The 17784-nt window shown below is 63.0% G+C and carries 19 protein-coding genes; 6 read left to right on the forward strand and 13 right to left on the reverse strand.

What is annotated here, in order from left to right:
- Window positions 1-81: 81 nt before the first annotated feature.
- The 3 genes from ABIA96_RS03530 (at window position 82) to ABIA96_RS03540 (ending at window position 2897) form a co-directional block, all read left to right on the forward strand.
- Window positions 82-585, forward strand: a complete 504-nt coding sequence (locus ABIA96_RS03530) for a DUF1993 domain-containing protein (protein WP_354135619.1) — start codon at window positions 82-84, stop codon at window positions 583-585.
- Window positions 586-758: 173 nt separating this feature from the next.
- The gene (locus ABIA96_RS03535; RefSeq protein ID WP_354135620.1) at window positions 759-1859 is read left to right on the forward strand and encodes an alkene reductase; all 1101 of its coding nucleotides are present in this window, start codon (window positions 759-761) and stop codon (window positions 1857-1859) included.
- Window positions 1860-2012: 153 nt separating this feature from the next.
- Window positions 2013-2897 (forward strand): tetratricopeptide repeat protein, encoded by an 885-nt coding sequence (locus ABIA96_RS03540; protein ID WP_354135621.1) that lies wholly within the window; start codon window positions 2013-2015, stop codon window positions 2895-2897.
- Here ABIA96_RS03540 and ABIA96_RS03545 read toward each other — a convergent pair.
- The 8 genes from ABIA96_RS03545 to glpD form a co-directional block, all read right to left on the reverse strand.
- Complete coding sequence (locus ABIA96_RS03545; protein ID WP_354135622.1) at window positions 2886-3596, reverse strand: hypothetical protein; 711 nt, start codon at window positions 3594-3596, stop codon at window positions 2886-2888. The two genes, ABIA96_RS03540 and ABIA96_RS03545, sit on opposite strands and share 12 nt — an antisense overlap.
- Before the next feature lie 150 nt (window positions 3597-3746).
- Window positions 3747-5483 (reverse strand): ABC transporter substrate-binding protein, encoded by a 1737-nt coding sequence (locus ABIA96_RS03550; RefSeq protein ID WP_354135715.1) that lies wholly within the window; start codon window positions 5481-5483, stop codon window positions 3747-3749.
- Window positions 5484-5610: 127 nt separating this feature from the next.
- Complete coding sequence (locus ABIA96_RS03555; protein WP_354135623.1) at window positions 5611-5937, reverse strand: DUF2160 domain-containing protein; 327 nt, start codon at window positions 5935-5937, stop codon at window positions 5611-5613.
- 188 nt (window positions 5938-6125) lie between these two features.
- Window positions 6126-6932 carry a carbohydrate ABC transporter permease gene (locus ABIA96_RS03560; RefSeq protein ID WP_354135624.1) on the reverse strand — a complete coding sequence of 269 codons (807 nt, stop codon included), beginning with the start codon at window positions 6930-6932 and terminating at the stop codon, window positions 6126-6128.
- On the reverse strand, window positions 6932-7834 hold the full coding sequence (locus tag ABIA96_RS03565; protein WP_354135625.1) for a carbohydrate ABC transporter permease: 903 nt from the start codon (window positions 7832-7834) through the stop codon (window positions 6932-6934). Before ABIA96_RS03565 ends, ABIA96_RS03560 begins: the two co-directional genes overlap by 1 nt.
- Window positions 7834-8919 (reverse strand): ABC transporter ATP-binding protein, encoded by a 1086-nt coding sequence (locus ABIA96_RS03570; protein ID WP_354135626.1) that lies wholly within the window; start codon window positions 8917-8919, stop codon window positions 7834-7836. The genes ABIA96_RS03565 and ABIA96_RS03570 overlap by 1 nt, the downstream gene beginning before the upstream one ends.
- 12 nt (window positions 8920-8931) lie before the next feature.
- Window positions 8932-10008: an ABC transporter ATP-binding protein gene (locus ABIA96_RS03575; protein ID WP_354135627.1), complete on the reverse strand. Its 1077-nt coding sequence runs from the start codon at window positions 10006-10008 to the stop codon at window positions 8932-8934.
- Window positions 10005-11555, reverse strand: coding sequence for a glycerol-3-phosphate dehydrogenase (gene glpD, locus ABIA96_RS03580; RefSeq protein WP_354135628.1), 1551 nt, complete (start codon window positions 11553-11555; stop codon window positions 10005-10007). The genes ABIA96_RS03575 and glpD overlap by 4 nt, the downstream gene beginning before the upstream one ends.
- Window positions 11556-11783: 228 nt before the next feature.
- Between glpD and ABIA96_RS03585 the strand changes: the two genes are divergently transcribed.
- Together ABIA96_RS03585 and ABIA96_RS03590 are read left to right on the forward strand one after the other, a co-directional pair.
- The gene (locus ABIA96_RS03585) at window positions 11784-12077 is read left to right on the forward strand and encodes a type II toxin-antitoxin system Phd/YefM family antitoxin (RefSeq protein WP_354135629.1); all 294 of its coding nucleotides are present in this window, start codon (window positions 11784-11786) and stop codon (window positions 12075-12077) included.
- Window positions 12074-12499 carry a type II toxin-antitoxin system VapC family toxin gene (locus tag ABIA96_RS03590; protein WP_354135630.1) on the forward strand — a complete coding sequence of 142 codons (426 nt, stop codon included), beginning with the start codon at window positions 12074-12076 and terminating at the stop codon, window positions 12497-12499. The genes ABIA96_RS03585 and ABIA96_RS03590 overlap by 4 nt, the downstream gene beginning before the upstream one ends.
- Window positions 12500-12502: 3 nt before the next feature.
- Here ABIA96_RS03590 and ABIA96_RS03595 read toward each other — a convergent pair whose 3' ends face one another.
- Both ABIA96_RS03595 and ABIA96_RS03600 read right to left on the reverse strand, forming a co-directional pair.
- Window positions 12503-13351 carry a DeoR/GlpR family DNA-binding transcription regulator gene (locus ABIA96_RS03595; RefSeq protein ID WP_354135631.1) on the reverse strand — a complete coding sequence of 283 codons (849 nt, stop codon included), beginning with the start codon at window positions 13349-13351 and terminating at the stop codon, window positions 12503-12505.
- A gap of 88 nt (window positions 13352-13439) precedes the next feature.
- On the reverse strand, window positions 13440-14114 hold the full coding sequence (locus tag ABIA96_RS03600) for an HAD family hydrolase (protein WP_354135632.1): 675 nt from the start codon (window positions 14112-14114) through the stop codon (window positions 13440-13442).
- A 153-nt stretch (window positions 14115-14267) separates the two neighbouring features.
- Here ABIA96_RS03600 and ABIA96_RS03605 point away from each other — a divergent pair, with 153 nt between their 5' ends.
- A complete protein-coding gene (locus tag ABIA96_RS03605; RefSeq protein ID WP_354135633.1) occupies window positions 14268-14720 on the forward strand; it encodes a nuclear transport factor 2 family protein in 453 nt (150 codons plus the stop codon).
- A 121-nt stretch (window positions 14721-14841) separates the two neighbouring features.
- Here ABIA96_RS03605 and ABIA96_RS03610 read toward each other — a convergent pair whose 3' ends face one another.
- From ABIA96_RS03610 to ABIA96_RS03620, 3 genes are all read right to left on the reverse strand, one after another.
- Window positions 14842-15033 carry a hypothetical protein gene (locus ABIA96_RS03610; RefSeq protein WP_354135634.1) on the reverse strand — a complete coding sequence of 64 codons (192 nt, stop codon included), beginning with the start codon at window positions 15031-15033 and terminating at the stop codon, window positions 14842-14844.
- A gap of 222 nt (window positions 15034-15255) precedes the next feature.
- A complete protein-coding gene (locus ABIA96_RS03615) occupies window positions 15256-15666 on the reverse strand; it encodes an acyl-CoA thioesterase (protein ID WP_354135635.1) in 411 nt (136 codons plus the stop codon).
- Between the two features lie 21 nt (window positions 15667-15687).
- Entirely contained in the window at window positions 15688-17784 is a 2097-nt protein-coding gene (locus ABIA96_RS03620; RefSeq protein ID WP_354135636.1) for a 3-hydroxyacyl-CoA dehydrogenase NAD-binding domain-containing protein, read from the reverse strand.

Below are 17784 nucleotides of genomic sequence, written 5' to 3' on the forward strand. Positions count from 1 at the left end.
GATTGTATTATTCCATGAGGCTCCCATGTGAGTGGCTCAGGTTTCCTCCTGAGATTTCCCACCATTTGAAACGAGCATCACATGTCCTTCCACGACGCCGTCGTCCCCGCGTATCTGCAAATGCTGAACAGCCTGACCGGCCTGCTCACCAAGGCCGAGGCGCATTGTGCGGCCAAAAAGATCGACCCAAGCGTCCTGCTTGGCTCGCGCCTCTTCCCGGACATGCTGCCGCTGTCGAAGCAGATCCAGCTCGCCAGCGATTTCGCCGCCAAGGGCTGCGCCAGGCTGACCCATAGCGAGGTGCCTTCGATGCCCGACACGGAGAAGACGTTTGAGGAGCTGAAGCAGCGGCTCGCCAAGACGATCGACTACGTGAAATCATACAAGCCGGAGCAGTTCGAAGGCGCCGACACCAAGGACGTGACCTTCCCGGCGGGCCCGGACCGGACCATGACGCTCAAGGGCCAGCAGTTCTTCAGCGCCGTCTCGCTGCCGAACTTCTATTTCCACGCCACGACGGCCCACGGCATTATGCGTCACAACGGCGTCGAGATCGGCAAGCGCGATTTCCTCGGCGCGAACTGAGTTCGCGGGGGCTGCGGCGACGGAAATCCGCTGCCTCGGTCCGAATTGCACATGAAGTATGCTACGCGGGTCCCGCCGCGTAGCTCGCCTGCACTTTCCGTATGGCTCGTCCCTTGCGCTGATTGCCGCAATGCACAAGTGTTCCGGACCTCTCACCGCCTGGAAGCACCCCAATGAGCCGTCCGACCAAATTGTTTGAGACCACCAAGCTCGGCCCGATCACCCTGGCCAACCGCCTGGTGATGGCACCGCTGACGCGCAACCGCGCAGCGCCCGGCACCTTCGTACCTGGTCCGCTCGCCGCCGACTATTACGGCCAGCGCGCCTCTGCGGGCCTCCTGATCACCGAAGCGAGCCAGGTCTCTCAACAAGGCCAGGGCTACCAGGACACCCCCGGCATCTACTCGAAGGACCAGGTCACCGGCTGGCGCAAGGTCAACGACAAGGTGCATGAGCGCGGCGGCAAGATCTTCATCCAGCTCTGGCATGTCGGCCGCATCTCGCATGTCGACCTCCAGGCGGGTGGCGCAGCCCCGGTGGCGCCGAGCGCGATCCGTGCCAAGGGCAAGACCTTTGTGAACGGCACCTTCGCCGACGTCTCCGAGCCCCGTGCGCTCGAAACGTCCGAAATTCCAGGCATCATCGACGACTTCAAGCGCGCGACCAAGAACGCATTGGAGGCCGGCTTCGACGGCGTCGAGATCCACGGCGCCAACGGCTATCTGCTCGACCAGTTCGCCAGGGACGGCACCAACAAGCGCACCGACTCCTATGGCGGCTCCATCGAGAACCGCGCCAAGTTGATGCTGGAGGTCTCCAAGGCCGTCGTGGCGGAAGCCGGCGCCGATCGTACCGGCATCCGCATCTCGCCGGTGACGCCGGCGAATGACATCTCGGACTCCAATCCACAACCGCTGTTCGATCATATCGTCGATGGGCTGAATGCGCTGAAGCTCGTCTACATCCACGTCATCGAGGGCGCCACCGGCGGGCCGCGTGACATCGCGCCGTTCGACTACGCGTCCCTGCGCAAGCGCTTCTCGGGCGCGTACATGGCCAACAACGGCTACGATTTCGATCTCGCGACCAAGGTGCTCGACGCGAACGCGGCCGACCTGATCGCGTTCGGCAAACCGTTCATTTCCAATCCCGACCTGGTCGAGCGGCTGGAGAAGGGCGCGTCGTTGAACGATTGGGACAAGAACACGTTCTATGGCGGCGGCGCCAAGGGCTACACGGATTACCCGACGCTCGCGGCCGAGCCGGCGGAGTAGGACGTCACCGTCGCTCCATCCTCCGTCGTTGCGAGGAGCGCTTGCGACGAAGCATTCCAGACTGCCTCCATGGAAAGACTCTGGATTGCTTCGCTACGCTCGCAATGACGGTGTGGAAGCAGCACCAACTCACCAAAGAAAAAGAGGCCGGGATTGCTCCCGGCCTTTTTCCATTTGACGTGTACAGCGCGTTGTATTGCTGTGCCGTCGCATCCTTGCTCTAATACCGCGATGGATGACACTCAGACACTCGTTCGCCGCGCCACAGCAGCGGTCAATTCGGGCAAGCCGGACGAGGCGCAGCGTTTGTGCGAACAGGGCCTGGCGCGCGATCCCGGAGATCCGGTCCTGCATCACCTGCTGGCTGCAATCTTGTTCTCCAGAGGTGTCGTCGCCCCAGCTCATGCACATATCGACGTGAGTCTTGCCAAGCGACCAAACAACGCGCCGGCCCGGCTGCTGGCCGCCCGCATCGCGCGAAGCGAAGGCCAATTCGACGCCGCGCTCGTCCATCTCGATGCCGCGATCGCCGCCAGCCCGCAGCGCGAGATGTTCATCGAGAAGGCACGAACGCTCGATATGGCCGGGCTGCGAGATCAGGCACGCGGCTCCTGGCAGGCCATCCTCAGGGTCATTCCCGGCCATCAGGAAGCTGCGGCGCGCCTCGGCCGACTGGCCTGGGAGGATGGCGATCCCGCCACCGCCGCAAGCCTGCTCACACAAGCGATCGCGACGGACGCGCCGGCTTCCGTGTGGTTCAATCTTGGCCTCGCGCGACAAGACCTGCGTGATCACGACGGAGCAGCAATTGCCTATCGCAAGGCGTTCGAGCTCAAGTCCGACCATGCCGAGGCTGCGCTCAATCTCGGCATCTCCCTCCAGGAGGTTGGAGACCTCGATGCCGCCATGAACGCGTTCGGCAACGCCTATCGCCTGCGTCCGCAGTTGTTCGGCTCTATCGCGATGGCGTTGACTTCAGCCTCTCACGGCCGGCTATGGCTCGACGAGGATGGCTTGCGGCGTGCTCTAACGCGTTAGGCGCCCGCGTTTCGCACGAAACCGCTTGCGGTAGACGTTGGGGGCAGCGAGCACGTCGGTGACGACCTTCGCATAGGATTGCTGGTGTGCGTCATCGAAAGGCTCGAACACCAGCTCCGGCGCTTGTCTCGGAACGGCAAAGCACTGCGCAACCGGCGTCCCCTTTTCGAGGACGCCAGAGAAATCAGGCTTGATCCAGACGGCGGGAAAATTGATGCCGCCGTCGTGAAATCGGTCGGCGTCGACCAGGCCGGAGACGAGACGAAACGGCAGGTCGTCGCGGTTGACGGGATGGGTCGCGAACAGCGACCAGCCGGGCTCGAGCTCGATGGTCCAGAAACTGTTGAACTTGAGCGCGGACCGTCCGCTGGCGAACGGGGCAGCGGCCAATTGCGCGGCCGGATGGAAGCTGAGCGGCGCGCGTGGATGTCCCGCTGTCTCCGGCTCGGGGATGTCCCAATCCCAGCTGAACGTTCCGGACTCGACCCTGACGTCGCATGGCAACGGGATCATGACCCCGTGGGCCATCGCATCGACAAAGGGCGGACATTGCTTGACCGTCCGTATCTCGCGACCGTGAATTTCCGAGTGCGCCGTTGCCGGCATGGCGCGCAGCCAATCGGGCAAGGCCGTGCGCGCCGGATAGGGCCGGAGCAGATGATCGGCCAGCTTTGGATCGCAACGGAATGTCATGCGCATGGCGAAGCCTCGCTTCTGGACCGATACGGCCAATTCAGATCACGACCGCCGATAAGGCAAGAGGGCAACAAGACAAAAGGCCGGGATTGCTCCCGGCCTCCTGCTTTCATGGATGGCCGGGACAAACCCGACCACGATGATGTCAGCGAATTACTTCGCCTCGGCGCGCTTCGGCGGGCTCGCAGGCCACGACTTGATCAGCGTGTCGTAGTCGATGGTCTCACCCTTCGGCTTCTCGTTCGCGAGCTTGCGCTGCGGAGCGATGTTACCGTCCTTGGCCGACTTGTCGTACCAGAACTCAGCCGTCTTCTTCGGGTTGAGCTTCGGTCCGCAAGCGCCCTGCACGCCCGACTTCTCGAGACGCTCCATGACGGAGTCCTGAGCAGCCGCGAGAGCATCCATCGCCGCCTGCGGCGTCTTCGCACCGGACGACGCATCGCCGATGTTCTGCCACCAGAGCTGAGCGAGCTTCGGATAGTCAGGCACGTTGTTGCCGGTCGGGGTCCACTGCACGCGCGCGGGCGAGCGGTAGAACTCGATCAGACCGCCGAGCTTCGGCGCACGTTCGGTGAACGACTTGTCCCAGATGTCGGACTCTCGCGTAAACGTGAGACCGACATGGCTCTTCTTCAGACTCACCGACTTGGAGTTGATGAACTGGAGGTAGAGCCAGGCCGCCTTGCGGCGGTCAACCGGGGTCGACTTCAACAGCGTCGCCGAACCCACGTCCTGGTAGCCGAGCTTCATACCGTCCTTCCAGTAGGAGCCGTGCGGCGACGGAGCCATGCGCCACTTCGGCGTACCGTCAGCATTCATGACCGGCAGACCGGGCTTCACCATGTCGGCGGTGAAGGCGGTGTACCAGAAGATCTGCTGGGCGATATTGCCTTGCGACGGCACCGGACCGGATTCCGAGAAGGTCATGCCTTGCGCCTGCGGCGGGGCATATTTCTTCATCCAGTCGAGGTACTTGACGATCGAATAAACCGCCGCCGGGCCGTTGACGTCGCCGCCACGCTCGACGGACGAGCCGACTGGACGGCAGCCTTCCATGCGGATGCCCCATTCGTCGACCGGAAGACCGTTCGGAAGGCCCTTGTCACCATTGCCGGCCATCGAGAGCCAGGCGTCGGTGAACCGCCATCCGAGCGACGGGTCCTTCTTGCCGTAGTCCATGTGACCATAGACCCGGACGCCGTTGATCTCCTTGATGTCGTTGGTGAAGAACTCCGCGATGTCTTCATAGGCCGACCAGTTCACGGGAACGCCGAGATCGTAGCCATACTTGGCCTTGAACTTGGCCTTGTAGTCGGGATTGGAGAACCAGTCGTAGCGGAACCAATAAAGGTTCGCGAACTGCTGGTCCGGCAACTGATAGAGATGGCCGTTCGGTGCCGTGGTGAAAGACTTGCCGATGAAATCGTTCAAGTCGAGCATCGGGTCGGTGACATCCTTGCCTTCGCCAGCCATCCATTCCGTCAAATCGACGGCCTGACCGTAGCGAAAGTGGGTTCCGATGAAGTCGCTATCGTTGATCCAGCCGTCATAGACGTTCTTGCCGGACTGCATCTGGGTCTGGATCTTCTCGACGACGTCACCTTCCTGGATGATGTCGTGCTTGACCTTGATGCCCGTGATTTCCTCGAAGGCTTTGGCAAGCGTCTTCGATTCATATTCGTGCACGGTCAGGGTTTCGGAGACCGCGTTGATCTCCATGCCCTTGAAGGGAGCAGCGGCCTTGATGAACCACTGCATTTCCTTCATCTGATCTTCTTTGGACAGCGTCGAAGGTTGGAACTCCGAGTCGATCCACTTCTTCGCGGCTGCTTCATCCGCGAAGGCCGGCACGGTGAACGAAGCTGCCGTCAATGCAACGGCGCTCGTCATCATCCAAAACCGGGTCCTGGTCACAGGACCCTTCTTTCGTCGCTCTAAATATCGCATGTTGTTTCCTCCGTTACAGCGATAAACTCTCAGGCCCGGGTTACCCCCGGATCTGCTCTTTTTCGGTTGCCTAGACCGTGCGGAATATTGCGACGGCAGAGGCAAGCGAAATCACGGTAGCGAGCCAAAGGCTCGACAACTCAATTCCTTCTCCGACCGGCAGCGTCGCGAGCGTGTCGGTGCCGACGAAACCGATCCACAACAGATGGATCACGGCGGCCGTGATCAGCGAAATGAACAGCCGGTCGCCGCGCGTCGTCGGAATTCGAAGGATCCCGACGCGCTCCGCCTCTGGATAGGCAACAGCGAGCCACGTCATCACCGCCAGCGTCATCGCCAGCAGCACGAAGAAGATCGCGGTCGGCGGTGTCCAGGCCATCCATGCAATGTTTTCCATGGAGTTAGGCCTCCAATCCAAGCGATGCACGGCACACGCGCGCGGGGAGCGGGGGTGTCTCAACAGACTCGGCCGCGCGGTCAAGCCCACTCACCCGGATTGCGCCAAAGCGCAATCCGACCTCTCGCCGCAAGCGGGGTGAGGTGAATAAAAGTGAGTTTGCCTGATTTGAATGAGGCGCCATCGGACTACACCCTACCCAGCGCAAAACCGCGCGCGATGTAGTTGCGGACAAACCAGATCACCAGCGCGCCTGGAATAATGGTGAGAACGCCGGCCGCGGCCAGCAGCCCCCAATCCATTCCGGCCGCCGAGACCGTACGCGTCATGACGGCGGCGATCGGCTTGGCGTTGACCGAGGTCAGCGTGCGCGCCAACAGCAGTTCGACCCAGGAGAACATGAAGCAGAAGAACGCGGCGACGCCGATGCCGCTCGCGATCAGCGGCACCAGGATCTTGATGAAGAAACGCGGGAACGAATAGCCGTCGAGGAAGGCGGTCTCGTCGATTTCGCGCGGCACGCCGGAGACGAAACCTTCGAGGATCCAGACTGCCAGCGGCACGTTGAAGATACAGTGCGCCAGCGCAACCGCCCAGGGCGTATCGAACAGGCCGATCGCCGAATAGAGGTTGAAGAACGGCAGCGCATAGACCGCCGCCGGCGCCATGCGGTTCGACAGCAGCCAGAAGAACAGATGCTTGTCGCCGAGGAAGCGGTAGCGCGAGAACGCATAGGCCGCCGGTAACGCCACGGAAATCGAAATGATGGTATTGATAACGACGTATTCCAGCGAGTTAATATAGCCGGAATACCAGCTCTCGTCGGTGAAGATGCGCCTGTAGTGCTGGAGCGTCGGAGCATGCGGCCACAGCGTCATCGTCGAGATGATCTCGCCGTTGGTCTTGAAGCTCATGTTGACGAGCCAGTAGATCGGCAACAGCAGAAATATCAAGAACAGCGCCATGATGAGACGGCGGCCGGGGATAGAGTGCATCACACGGCTCCTTCCTGCGGCTTCCGCTCGTTGCCGGCATTGGTCATGACGGTGTAGAAGATCCAGCAGACGATCAGGATGATCAGATTGTAGACCAGCGAGAGCGCTGCTGCCTTGCCGAGGTCGAACTGGCCGAGGGCGATCTTCACGAGCTCGATCGACACGAAGGTGGTCGAGTTGCCGGGCCCGCCGCCAGTGAGGACGAACGGCTCGGTGTAGATCATGAAACTGTCCATGAAGCGCAGCAGCACCGCGATCAGCAACACGCGGTTCATCTTCGGCAGCTGGATCGCCTTGAACACCGCCCAGCGCGAGGCACCGTCGATTTGGGCGGCCTGGTAATAGGCCTCGGGGATCGACTTCAGACCGGCATAGCAGAGCAGCGCGACGAGGCTGGTCCAATGCCAGACGTCCATGACGATGACGGTGACCCAGGCGTCGAACTCGTTGGAGACGTAGTTATAGTCGATGCCGATGGCATTCAGCACGTAGCCGAGCAGGCCGATGTCGGGACGACCAAAGATCTGCCAGATCGTGCCGACCACATTCCACGGAATCAACAGCGGCAGTGCGAGGATCACGAGGCACGCGGCCACCGTCCAGCCCTGTCGCGGCATCGACAGCGCAACGACGATGCCGAGCGGCACTTGGATCGCGAGGATGACGAGCGAGAAGAACAGATTGCGCCCGAGCGAGGCAAGGAAGCGGCCACCGAGATCGGTGGAGGGGTCGAGCAACTCCTTGAACCAGCCGACGCCGTTCCAGAAGAACTGGTTGTTGCCGAAGGTGTCCTGCATCGAATAGTTCACCACCGTCATCAGCGGCAGCACCGCCGAGAAGGCGACGACCAGGAACACCGGCAGCACCAGGAACCAGGCTTTTTGGTTGACGGTCTTGTCCATCAGGCGGCTCCTTCCACCAGAAGGCTGTCGGCATAGACGTGGATGTACGCCGGATCGAATTTCAGCCCGGCCGTATTGTCCGGGCTGGTAAAGCCTGCGGGCGCGCGCGCCGCGAGCTTGATGTCACCGAGACGCGCACGTGCGAAGCGGATGCGGCCGAGATCGTCGATGCGCTCGATCCTGGCCGTGAGCAGGCCGGGTGCGGGCGCAACCGCGTCGACGAATTCCGGACGCACGCCGATCTCGATCTTGGCGCCACCAGGCAGATTGTCGTAGCTGCGATTCAGCGCGATGACGTGGCCGTCGATACGTGCCTCACGTCCCTTCACTTCGGCCGGCAGGATGTTCATGCCGGGCGAGCCGATGAAATAGCCGACAAAGGTATGCGCCGGCTTGTTGAACAGCTCGGCCGGCGTGCCGCTCTGCACCACGCGACCGTCATGCATGACGACGACGGTGTCGGCGAACGTCAGCGCCTCGGTCTGGTCGTGGGTGACGTAGATCATCGTCAGGTCGAGTTCGCGATGCAGCGCCTTCAGCTTGGAGCGGAGCTGCCATTTCAGCTCGGGATCGATCACCGTCAACGGCTCGTCGAACAGGACGGCGGCGACGTCGGAGCGGACGAGGCCACGGCCGAGCGAAATCTTCTGCTTGGCGTCGGCCGTCAGCCGCGTGGCCTTGCGGTTCAGATAGAGGTCGAGGTCGAGCAGGCGGCCGATCTCGGCGACGCGCTTGTCGATCTCGGCCTTCGGCACGCCACGGTTCTTCAACGGAAACGCCAGGTTCTGCCCCACCGTCATGGTGTCGTAGATCACCGGAAACTGGAACACCTGGGCGATATTGCGCTTCTGGGTCGACAGCGGTGTGATGTCCTGACCGTCGAACAGGATTTGCCCCTGCGACGGCGTGATGATGCCGGAGATGACGTTGAGCAGCGTGGTCTTGCCGCAGCCGGACGGGCCGAGCAGCGCATAGGCACCACCCTGCCGCCAGGTCATGGTCACCGGCTTCAGCGCAAAGGTTTCCTGAGGCGCGTCATTGCCGCCGTAGGAATGAGCGAGATCGACAAGGTCAATGCGAGCCATGGCGCATCTCCCTCAAGAACCGGGGGCCGCGACGAGGCGATCAGCCGCGTCGAAGACGAAGACATCGTTGGGATCGAGCACGGCGTCGATGGTCTGGCCGGGCTCGAACTCGTGCACGCCGTGCAGCACCGCAACCCAGTTCGATCCGTCGCGGGTCAAATGCACGTAACTCTCCGAACCGGTGATCTCGGTCACCGTCACCGTGGCATGGAAGGCGTGGCGATCGGTCTCGCCATTGGCAAGGGCGAGCTGATGCGCGCGAAAACCGACGCGATAGGCGCCGTCGGCGAGCGACGAATAAAGGCCGGAGGCCGACGATGCGGCGCCGCCGGCATATTGCACAGAGCCGTTCTTCTTCTCGATGCCGACGAGGTTGAGCGGCGGATCCGAGAACACCTGCGCGACGCGGAGCGTCTGCGGCCGGCGATAGACGTTGGCGGTCTCGCCGATCTGGAGCGCCTGTCCCTGCCACATGCAGACCGTGTTGCCGCCGAGCAGCAGCGCCTCGGTCGGCTCGGTGGTGGCATAAACGAAGATCGCGCCCGAGGCCTCGAAGATGCGCGGCAACTCGGCGCGCAGCTCTTCGCGCAGCTTGTAATCGAGATTGGCGAGCGGCTCGTCGAGCAGCACGAGATCGGCGCCCTTGACCAGCGCGCGCGCGATCGCGGTGCGCTGCTGCTGGCCGCCTGAGAGCTGGAGCGGCGTGCGCTTCAGAAACGGTTCGAGTCGCAACAGTTTTGCGGCTTCCGCAACGCGCGTTTCGATCTCCGCGCGCGGCTTGCCCTGCACGCGCAACGGCGAGGCGATGTTCTCATAGACCGTGAGCGAGGGGTAATTGATGAACTGCTGATAGACCATCGCGACCGAACGCTGGCGCACATCGACGCCGGTGACGTCCTTGCCATTGACCAGCACCTTGCCCGTTGTCGGCTTGTCGAGGCCGGCGAGCAACCGCATGATCGAGGTCTTGCCAGACAGCGTCGGCCCGAGCAGCACGTTCAGCGTGCCGCTCTCCAGCGTCAGCGAGACGTCGTGGATGTGTGGGACCCCGTCGACGGTCCGGGTCACGTGATCGAGTGTCACGCTCATGAGCGTCCTCCTGCTTCCAGCAGGGGACTTTGCGACACAAAATGGGTCCTGATCCAGTCATCCAGGGCAGCGATTTCGTCGGCGGATAGCCGCAGACCGAGCTTGGAGCGCCGCCAGACGATATCCTCGGCGGTCACCGCCCATTCATTGGTCATCAGGTAGCGAACCTCGCGTTCGGTCAGTGTTGCGCCAAAGGCCTGGCCGAGATCGGCTGCCGATTTTGCGTCGCCGAGCAATTTGATGGCGCGGGTGCCATAGGCGCGAGCGAGGCGTCGCGCATGCTCATGGCTGAGGAAGGGATAGCCGCCCTGAAGCTCGCCGATCAGGCCATCGACGGCCGACACGTCCATGTCGCCGCCCGGCAGCGGCCATTTGCCGGTCCAGCCCTCGCGCGCTTTCGCACTGCGAAGATAGGGCGCCAGCCGTTCCAATGCCTCTTCGGCAAGGCGGCGATAGGTCGTGATCTTGCCGCCATAGATCGACAGCAGCGGCGAACCGCCGGGCGTGTCGAGTTCGAACACGTAGTCGCGGGTCGCGGCCTTGGCTTCGCTGGCGCCGTCGTCATAGAGTGGTCGCACGCCGGAATAGGTCCAGACCACGTCCTCGGGTGTCACGGGCTTCGCGAGATATTCGCTTGCGGCGGCGCAGAGATATTGAATCTCCTCGGCCGTCGCCTTCACCTTGGACGGATTGCCATCATAGTCGCGATCGGTGGTTCCGATCAGCGTAAAGTCGTCCTGATAGGGGATGACGAAGATGATGCGGCCGTCGGCGTTCTGGAACATGTAGGCGCGGTCGTGGTCGTAGAGCTTCTTGACCACGATGTGCGAACCCTGCACCAGGCGCACCTTCGCTTTCGCGTTGACGCCGGCACCGCGCCCAAGCACGTCCTCGACCCAGGGACCGCCGGCATTGACCAGCGCGCGGGCCTGGATCGACGAACGTGCGCCGGTCAGCGTGTCGACCATGCTGACGGTCCAAACGCCATCGGACTGCTTGATATCCGTCGCGCGGGTGCGGGTGCGGATCTCGGCGCCCTTGTCGGCGGCATCGCGCGCATTGAGCACGACCAGGCGGGCGTCATCGACGAAGCAGTCGGAATATTCGAAGGCGCGGCTGTAGCGATTCGGGATCAGCGGACGGCCGACCTCATCGCGTCGAAGATCGACCGACCGCGTTGACGGCAGCAGATGGCGGCCGCCAATGTGATCGTAAAGGAAGAGACCAAGGCGCAGCAGCCAGGCCGGACGCAGGCCGGCGTGATGCGGCAAAACAAAGCGCAGGGGATGGATGATGTGGGGCGCGATGCCCCAGAGAATCTCGCGCTCGATCAGCGCTTCGCGGACCAGCCGGAACTCGTAGTATTCGAGATAGCGCAGACCGCCATGCACCAGCTTGGTCGACCAGGACGACGTCCCGCTCGCCAGATCGTTCATTTCGCACAGGAAAACGGTGTTGCCGCGGCCCACCGCGTCACGCGCGATGCCGCAACCGTTAACACCGCCTCCAATGATGGCGAGGTCGAAAATACGCTCCAACAGACGCATCCCCCGGCGACCGCTCGTTCCTTCGAGCGTTTACTTTCGTTTTTGATTAGATCACACCGAAAAACGAAAGCAAGATGAAAGAGGGGCAGAAGGAAGTGAAAGCGGAACTTTTTCGGGACGGTCGGCCAACGAATTGGGCAGCTCGAACCACGATTCCGGACGCAGTGTCGCGCTTGAATAGTAATCGTAACCCAATATAGTCACAATAGTCACATTGGTTTATTTGGTATGACAGACCAGAGAACTGCTCCCGACCCGCCGCCGACTGACCAACCGAACGACACTTGGACGCTTGCCAATGCCAAGGCACGCCTGTCCGAGGTGATCGATCGCGCCCAAACCGGCCCCCAGATCATCACCCGTCACGGAACGCCTAATGCCGTGATCGTTTCCGCCGAAGAATGGGCGCGAAAGACCGCCCGCAAAGGCACGCTTGCCGAATTCCTGCTGGCTTCGCCGCTGCGCGGCGCCGAACTCGAGCTTGAACGCGTGCGGGATGAACCACGCGACGAAACGCCGTGAACCTGCTCCTCGACACCAACGTGCTGTCGGAGGTTCAGCGGCCGGCGCCATCCCCGAAAGTTCTGGCATGGCTTGATACTGTCGACGAGGATCGTGCCTTCATCAGTGTCGCCTCGATCGCCGAGCTTCGCCGCGGCATCGCATTGCTGGATGACGGACGTCGGCGCGCGGCGCTGGCCGCTTGGCTCGCCAATGATCTGCCCGCTCGTTTTGCGGAGCGTATCCTGCCGATCGACCATGCGGTGGCCGAGCGCTGGGGCGATCTGATGGCACAGAGCCGCCGCAGCGGCGTTGCGTTGTCGGTGATGGACGGGTTCTTTGCGGCAACTGCGCTGGCCAACGCTCTCACGCTCGTCACACGCAATGTGAGGGACTTTGCGGCATGCGGCGTACCGCTGCTCAACCCGTGGGACGGTGCCTGAGCGCTAGCGCAGCCTGACCACTGGCGCCGCTTCGGGCGCGGCATCCTGTGCATCGGCCTGGGTATCGTCGATATCCTCCGCCCCCTTCGGCATCGCGGCCACTACCTCGATGCCCTTGCTGTGGCAGATGGTGGCGAGGCGTTCGGGCAGATCCTGATCGGTGACGAAGGTCTGGATCTGGCTGATATGAGCAATGCGGACCGGCGCACTGCGGCGAAGTTTTGTGGAATCAGCGACCAGCATGACGCTGCGGGCATTGGCGATGATGGCCTGCGCTACCTGCACCTCGCGATAGTCGAAGTCGAGCAGCGCACCCTCCTCGTCGATCGCCGACGTACCGATGATGGCATAGTCGACCTTGAACTGGCCGATGATCTGTGTCGCGGTCGAGCCGACCACGGCGCCGTCCGCCCGCCGCACCGTGCCACCGGCGACCACCACCTCGATGCGGGGATGGCGATAGAGCAGCATCGCGACGTTGAGGTTGTTGGTGATGACGAGGAGATCCTCGTGCGAGGTCAGCGCGCTCGCGACCTCCTCCGTCGTGGTGCCGATGTTGATGAACAGCGAGCAACCGTTCGGGATCAGGGAGGCTGCGGCAGCGCCGATCGCCTTCTTCTCGTCGGCGGCGACAAAGCGGCGCGCCTCGTAAGCGAGATTTTCGACGCCGGAGGCGATGATGGCGCCACCATGCACGCGGGTCAGCGAGCGGCGCTCACAGAGATCGTTCAGATCCTTGCGGATGGTCTGCGCCGAGACTTCAAAGCGGCGCGCCAGCTCCTCGACCATGACGCGGCCCGAGGCGCGCGCGATGTTGAGGATTTCGGCTTGGCGGTGGGTCAATCCGGTCACGGCAATGGCCTCAAATCAGAACGCCGCATGGTGCGGCGGTTCGCGCGCGCGGTCAATGCGCGCAGATCACGGTTAACGGATGAAACCCTCACGATGCCATCACGGCGGCGAGCCGCGCGAGCAGCGCCGGATCGTCGAAGGCGCTCGCCGAGGCAACCGCGCCCGCGGCAACAAGGTCAGCATCGCTGAGGCTGGTCCGGATACCGATGGTCGGAATGCCGGCGGCGGCAGCCGACTGCACGCCCGAGCGGGAATCTTCGAAAGCGATCGAGGCGGCCGCGCTGGCGCCGACGAAGCGCAGCCCCTCCTGATAGGGCAGCGGATGCGGCTTGCCGTGCGGCAGCTCGTCGCCGATCACGAGCGCCTTGAAGCGGTGCGTGATGCCGAGGCCGGACAACAGCAGCTCGGCATTGAGACGCGGCGCGTTGGTGACGGCGACCATCGGAATGCCGGCGGCATCCGCGCGGTCGAGCAGCGCCATCAGGCCCGGCAGCGGCTCGATCTGCCCCGCGACCAGCGTGCGGAACACTTCTTCCTTCTCACCGAGAATCGCAGCGCGCCGCTCCACCGTTTCGTCGGGCAGAAAGCGCTCGCCGATCGACAAATTGGCGAAGCCTTGCAGCTCCTTCGAAAAGCGAGCGTGATCGAAGATATGGCCGCGAGGACCGAGCACCTGGTTGAATGCCTTAAGGTGCAGCGGGTCGGTGTTGGCAAGCGTGCCATCGATGTCGAACAGCAGCGCCTTGCCGAGTGTCTCGATCATGTCCGTACTTCCCCGAATACGCGGCGTATCAATGCGAAAGACGTATCAATAGAGCCTCGCGCGCGCAATGACGCATCCAAATGATCCTGCACGACGGTCGACAAAGCCGCGCGCGGCTGCGACACTCCATACAAGATCAAAAAGGAGGAAACGATGACGATCAACCGACGCGATCTGGCTCTCTCGACACTTGCCGTCTCCGCACTTGCGCTCTCGACCCCGGCGCTCGCTGCGTCCGCGGAAGAAGAAGCCGTGGCGAAGAAGGTCGACGCCTTCCGTCTCGCCCAGATCGCAGCCGACCCGAAGGCGCTCGGCGCGCTGTGCTGGGACGATCTCAGCTACAGCCATTCCAGCGGCAAGGTCGAGGACAAGGCGACCTTCATCACCAACGCCACCGACAGCAAGTCGAAATTTCTCTCGATCGAATACAAGGATCCGACCATCAAGGTCGTCGGCCCCGCCGCGATCGTGCGCTTTCACTGGGTCGCGGAACAGGAGATGGCGGCCGATGGGAAAAAAGTGCCGACCAACCTTCACATCCTGATGAACTGGCAGAAGCAGGGCGACGAGTGGAAACTCTTGTCGCGGGCAGCGACGAAGTTGTGATTGACGATGTCATTCCGGGACGCGCCGAAAGGCGCGTCCCGGAATCCATTGATCGGCAATTTCTGCAGCAAGATAGATTCCGGGCTCGCGCTTAGCGCGCCCCGGAATGATTGGCGGGCTACTACGCAGCCTCCTTCACATCGCCGTTAACCAGCTTGCGCGCAGCGCGCTCGGCTTCGCGGGCGTTGCGGAAGACCTGGCCTTCGAGACGATTGAATTGGTGGGATGAGGCGAAGAAGCAGTAGCCTCCGTGACCGCGGACAACGATGCCCGCGGTCTCTGAATTCACTTCGATGATGTAGCTGTCCGGCATGGCCCGTAGATTCCTCAGTGCGGGCAAATAACGACGACTTTGCCCAAAGGTTCCCAAGGGCAAATCGGCCGTTTCCACCCCGAATCGACGAGCACGTGAGTACGCCGGGACCTCATCCGTTTTATGACTGGTTTTTGGCGAAGGCGCGACGCGATGACTTAGTCACGCCGCGTTTCTTAACACCGCACGCCTTCGTGAGATGAGGCGTAAAGCCGCGCGCGGTTACGTCGCGATCGCAGGATCGCTTTTCTGGATCGCTTGCGGATGGCCGTTATCGTCGATCGAGACATAGGTGAAATTGCCATCGGTCACGAGGATCGGCTGCAGCTCACGCCGCCGTAGCGCCCAGGCTTCGAGATGGACCGTGAGCGAGGTGCGGCCGACGCGCACGAGGTTGGCGTAGACCGAGACGAGATCGCCGACATAAACGGCCTTGCGAAAATTCATCGCCTCGATCGCAACCGTGACGGTGCGCGACTTCGCGACCTTCGAGGCGAACACGCCGCCGCCGACGTCCATCTGGCTGAGCAGCCAGCCGCCGAAAATGTCGCCATTGGCATTGGTGTCGGCAGGCATCGCCAGCGTGCGGATGCAGAGATCGCCGCTCTGCTCGGCGTCGGACTTTTCAGTCATGCGGGTCTCACTTGAAATGTTTCACTTGAAATTGTCCCAGCCCGGATCGGGCGCGAAGCGTCCGCCGAATCGCTCGGCCAGTGCGCGCAAGGTCGATACGACATTCTCCACGCCGCGCGCACGCGCATAGTTGAGGGGACCGCCGCGGAACGGCGCGTAGCCGGTGCCGAAGATCATGGCGCCATCGACCGCATCGGGGTCGTCGACGATGCCTTCACGCAGGCACGCGACGCAGACATTGGACATCGGAAGCACCAGGCGGTCGATCATCTGGTCGGTGACGCGCGGGCCGGTCTCGGGCAATGGCGCCTTCTCCGCCTTGCCGTCCTTCCAGGTGTAAAACCCCTTGCCGGTCTTGCGGCCGAGCTCGCCCCTGGCGACCTTCTCGCGCAGCCAGGCCGGTGTTGGTGGCAGCAGGTCGCCAAACCTGGTGCGCAGCATGTCGCCGACGTCGAGACAGATGTCGAGGCCGACCTGGTCGGCGAGCTCGATCGGCCCCATCGGCATGCCGAACTGTTCGGCTGCGGCGTCGATCAGGCGCTGGTCGATCTTCTCGTCCAGCATCACCATGGCTTCCAGCATGTAGGGCGTCAGCGCACGGTTGACGAGGAAGCCGGGCGAGCTCTTCACCGACAGCGGCAGGCGGTCGATCGCACCGACGAAGGCGAGCGCTTCCTTCAGGACCTGCGCATCGTTGCCGTCATGGCTGACGACCTCGACGAGCTGCAGCCGCGACACCGGATTGAAAAAATGCAGGCCAACGAGGCGCTCGGGCCGCGCCAGCGTGGTGCGGAGGTCTTGAAGCGGAATGCTCGACGTGTTGGTCGCAAGGATCGCGCCCGGCTTCATCTTCGGCTCGAGGCCGGCATAGACCTTCTGCTTGAGTTCGAGCTTTTCCGGCACAGCCTCGATGATGAGATCGGCGTTGCGGACGCCCTCGCCGTACATGTCCGGCATCAGCCGATCGAGCGCGTCGCGAACCTCGGTCGGCTTGCGGATGATCTTGCCGTAGAGCTCGGCGGCACGCTTCACCGCGCCTGCGACCGGCTCCGCCTTCATGTCGGCGAGCGAGACGCGCAGCCCCTGCCCCGCGCACCAGGCCGCGATGTCGCCACCCATGGCGCCGGCGCCGATGACGTGGACGTGTTTGACCGTGTTGCCGCTGCCGGCCGCCTTCTTCATCTGCTCACGCAGGAAGAACACGCGGATCAGGTTTTGCGCAGTCGGCGTCACCATCAGCTTGGCGAATGAGGCCTGCTCCGCTTTCAGCATTGCGGCCTTGCTGCCGCCATGGGTCTCCCAGAGATCGATCAGCGCGTAAGGCGCCGGATAGTGCTCGCGCGGCGCGGCCTTCGCAGCCTCCGAGCGCATGCGCCTGGCAAGCACCCCACGCACGGGGCCAAAATTGGCCGCGCGGGTGAGCAGGCCGGACTTGGCCCGCTTCAGCCGGCCGAACAGCACGTCCTTTACGGCGTTGCGGACATGGCGCTCCTGCGTCACGGTGTCGACGAGGCCGAGCGCTTTGGCACGGCGCGCATCGATGGTGCGGCCGGTCAACATCAGCGCCATCGACTGGGTCGGATTGACCAGCGCGGTGAAGCGCGCGGTGCCGCCGAGACCGGGATGCAGGCCCAGCATCACCTCCGGGAAGCCGAAGCGCGCGCCGTCGATGGCGATGCGCGACTGGCAGGCCAGCGCCACCTCGAGCCCGCCGCCGAGGCAGAAGCCGTGGATGACCGCGACCGTCGGCAACTTCAGCGCCTCCAGATGATCGACGACCGCATGCGCGGCACGGATGCGCGTTTCCACCATCGCGGGATCGGTTGCGCCACGGAATTCGTTGACGTCGGCGCCGGCAATGAAGCCGGACGGTTTTGCCGAGCGAATCACGAGGCCTGCTGGCCGCTCGCCCTCGATCGCCGCGAGCGCGGCGTCGAACTCCTCCATCACGTCGGAGGACAGCGTATTGGCGCTGGCATCCGCGCGATCGAACAGCAGCCAGGCAACGCCGTCGGCATCGCGCGTCAGCTTGAAATGCTTGTAGGGACCATCCGCCGCGGGTTGGGGCCCCAGCGTCATCACGCGGTCGCCGAGCGCGGTCATGATTTTTGAATCCAT

Source organism: Bradyrhizobium sp. LB11.1 (assembly GCF_040549385.1).
Taxonomy (GTDB): domain Bacteria; phylum Pseudomonadota; class Alphaproteobacteria; order Rhizobiales; family Xanthobacteraceae; genus Bradyrhizobium.

Bases quoted from the DNA above. Each gene is read 5' to 3' on its own strand.
- ABIA96_RS03600 (WP_354135632.1), bottom strand. From the start codon at position 14,114: ATGATCGAGACACTCGGCAAGGCGCTGCTGTTCGACATCGATGGCACG.
- ABIA96_RS03620 (WP_354135636.1), bottom strand. From the start codon at position 17,784: ATGGATTCAAAAATCATGACCGCGCTCGGCGACCGCGTGATGACGCTG.
- ABIA96_RS03575 (WP_354135627.1), bottom strand. From the start codon at position 10,008: ATGAGCGTGACACTCGATCACGTGACCCGGACCGTCGACGGGGTCCCA.
- ABIA96_RS03605 (WP_354135633.1), top strand. From the start codon at position 14,268: ATGACGATCAACCGACGCGATCTGGCTCTCTCGACACTTGCCGTCTCC.
- ABIA96_RS03610 (WP_354135634.1), bottom strand. From the start codon at position 15,033: ATGCCGGACAGCTACATCATCGAAGTGAATTCAGAGACCGCGGGCATC.
- glpD (WP_354135628.1), bottom strand. From the start codon at position 11,555: ATGCGTCTGTTGGAGCGTATTTTCGACCTCGCCATCATTGGAGGCGGT.
- ABIA96_RS03555 (WP_354135623.1), bottom strand. From the start codon at position 5,937: ATGGAAAACATTGCATGGATGGCCTGGACACCGCCGACCGCGATCTTC.
- ABIA96_RS03585 (WP_354135629.1), top strand. From the start codon at position 11,784: ATGACAGACCAGAGAACTGCTCCCGACCCGCCGCCGACTGACCAACCG.
- ABIA96_RS03535 (WP_354135620.1), top strand. From the start codon at position 759: ATGAGCCGTCCGACCAAATTGTTTGAGACCACCAAGCTCGGCCCGATC.
- ABIA96_RS03565 (WP_354135625.1), bottom strand. From the start codon at position 7,834: ATGGACAAGACCGTCAACCAAAAAGCCTGGTTCCTGGTGCTGCCGGTG.
- ABIA96_RS03545 (WP_354135622.1), bottom strand. From the start codon at position 3,596: ATGCGCATGACATTCCGTTGCGATCCAAAGCTGGCCGATCATCTGCTC.
- ABIA96_RS03530 (WP_354135619.1), top strand. From the start codon at position 82: ATGTCCTTCCACGACGCCGTCGTCCCCGCGTATCTGCAAATGCTGAAC.
- ABIA96_RS03570 (WP_354135626.1), bottom strand. From the start codon at position 8,919: ATGGCTCGCATTGACCTTGTCGATCTCGCTCATTCCTACGGCGGCAAT.
- ABIA96_RS03550 (WP_354135715.1), bottom strand. From the start codon at position 5,483: ATGACGAGCGCCGTTGCATTGACGGCAGCTTCGTTCACCGTGCCGGCC.
- ABIA96_RS03615 (WP_354135635.1), bottom strand. From the start codon at position 15,666: ATGACTGAAAAGTCCGACGCCGAGCAGAGCGGCGATCTCTGCATCCGC.
- ABIA96_RS03560 (WP_354135624.1), bottom strand. From the start codon at position 6,932: ATGCACTCTATCCCCGGCCGCCGTCTCATCATGGCGCTGTTCTTGATA.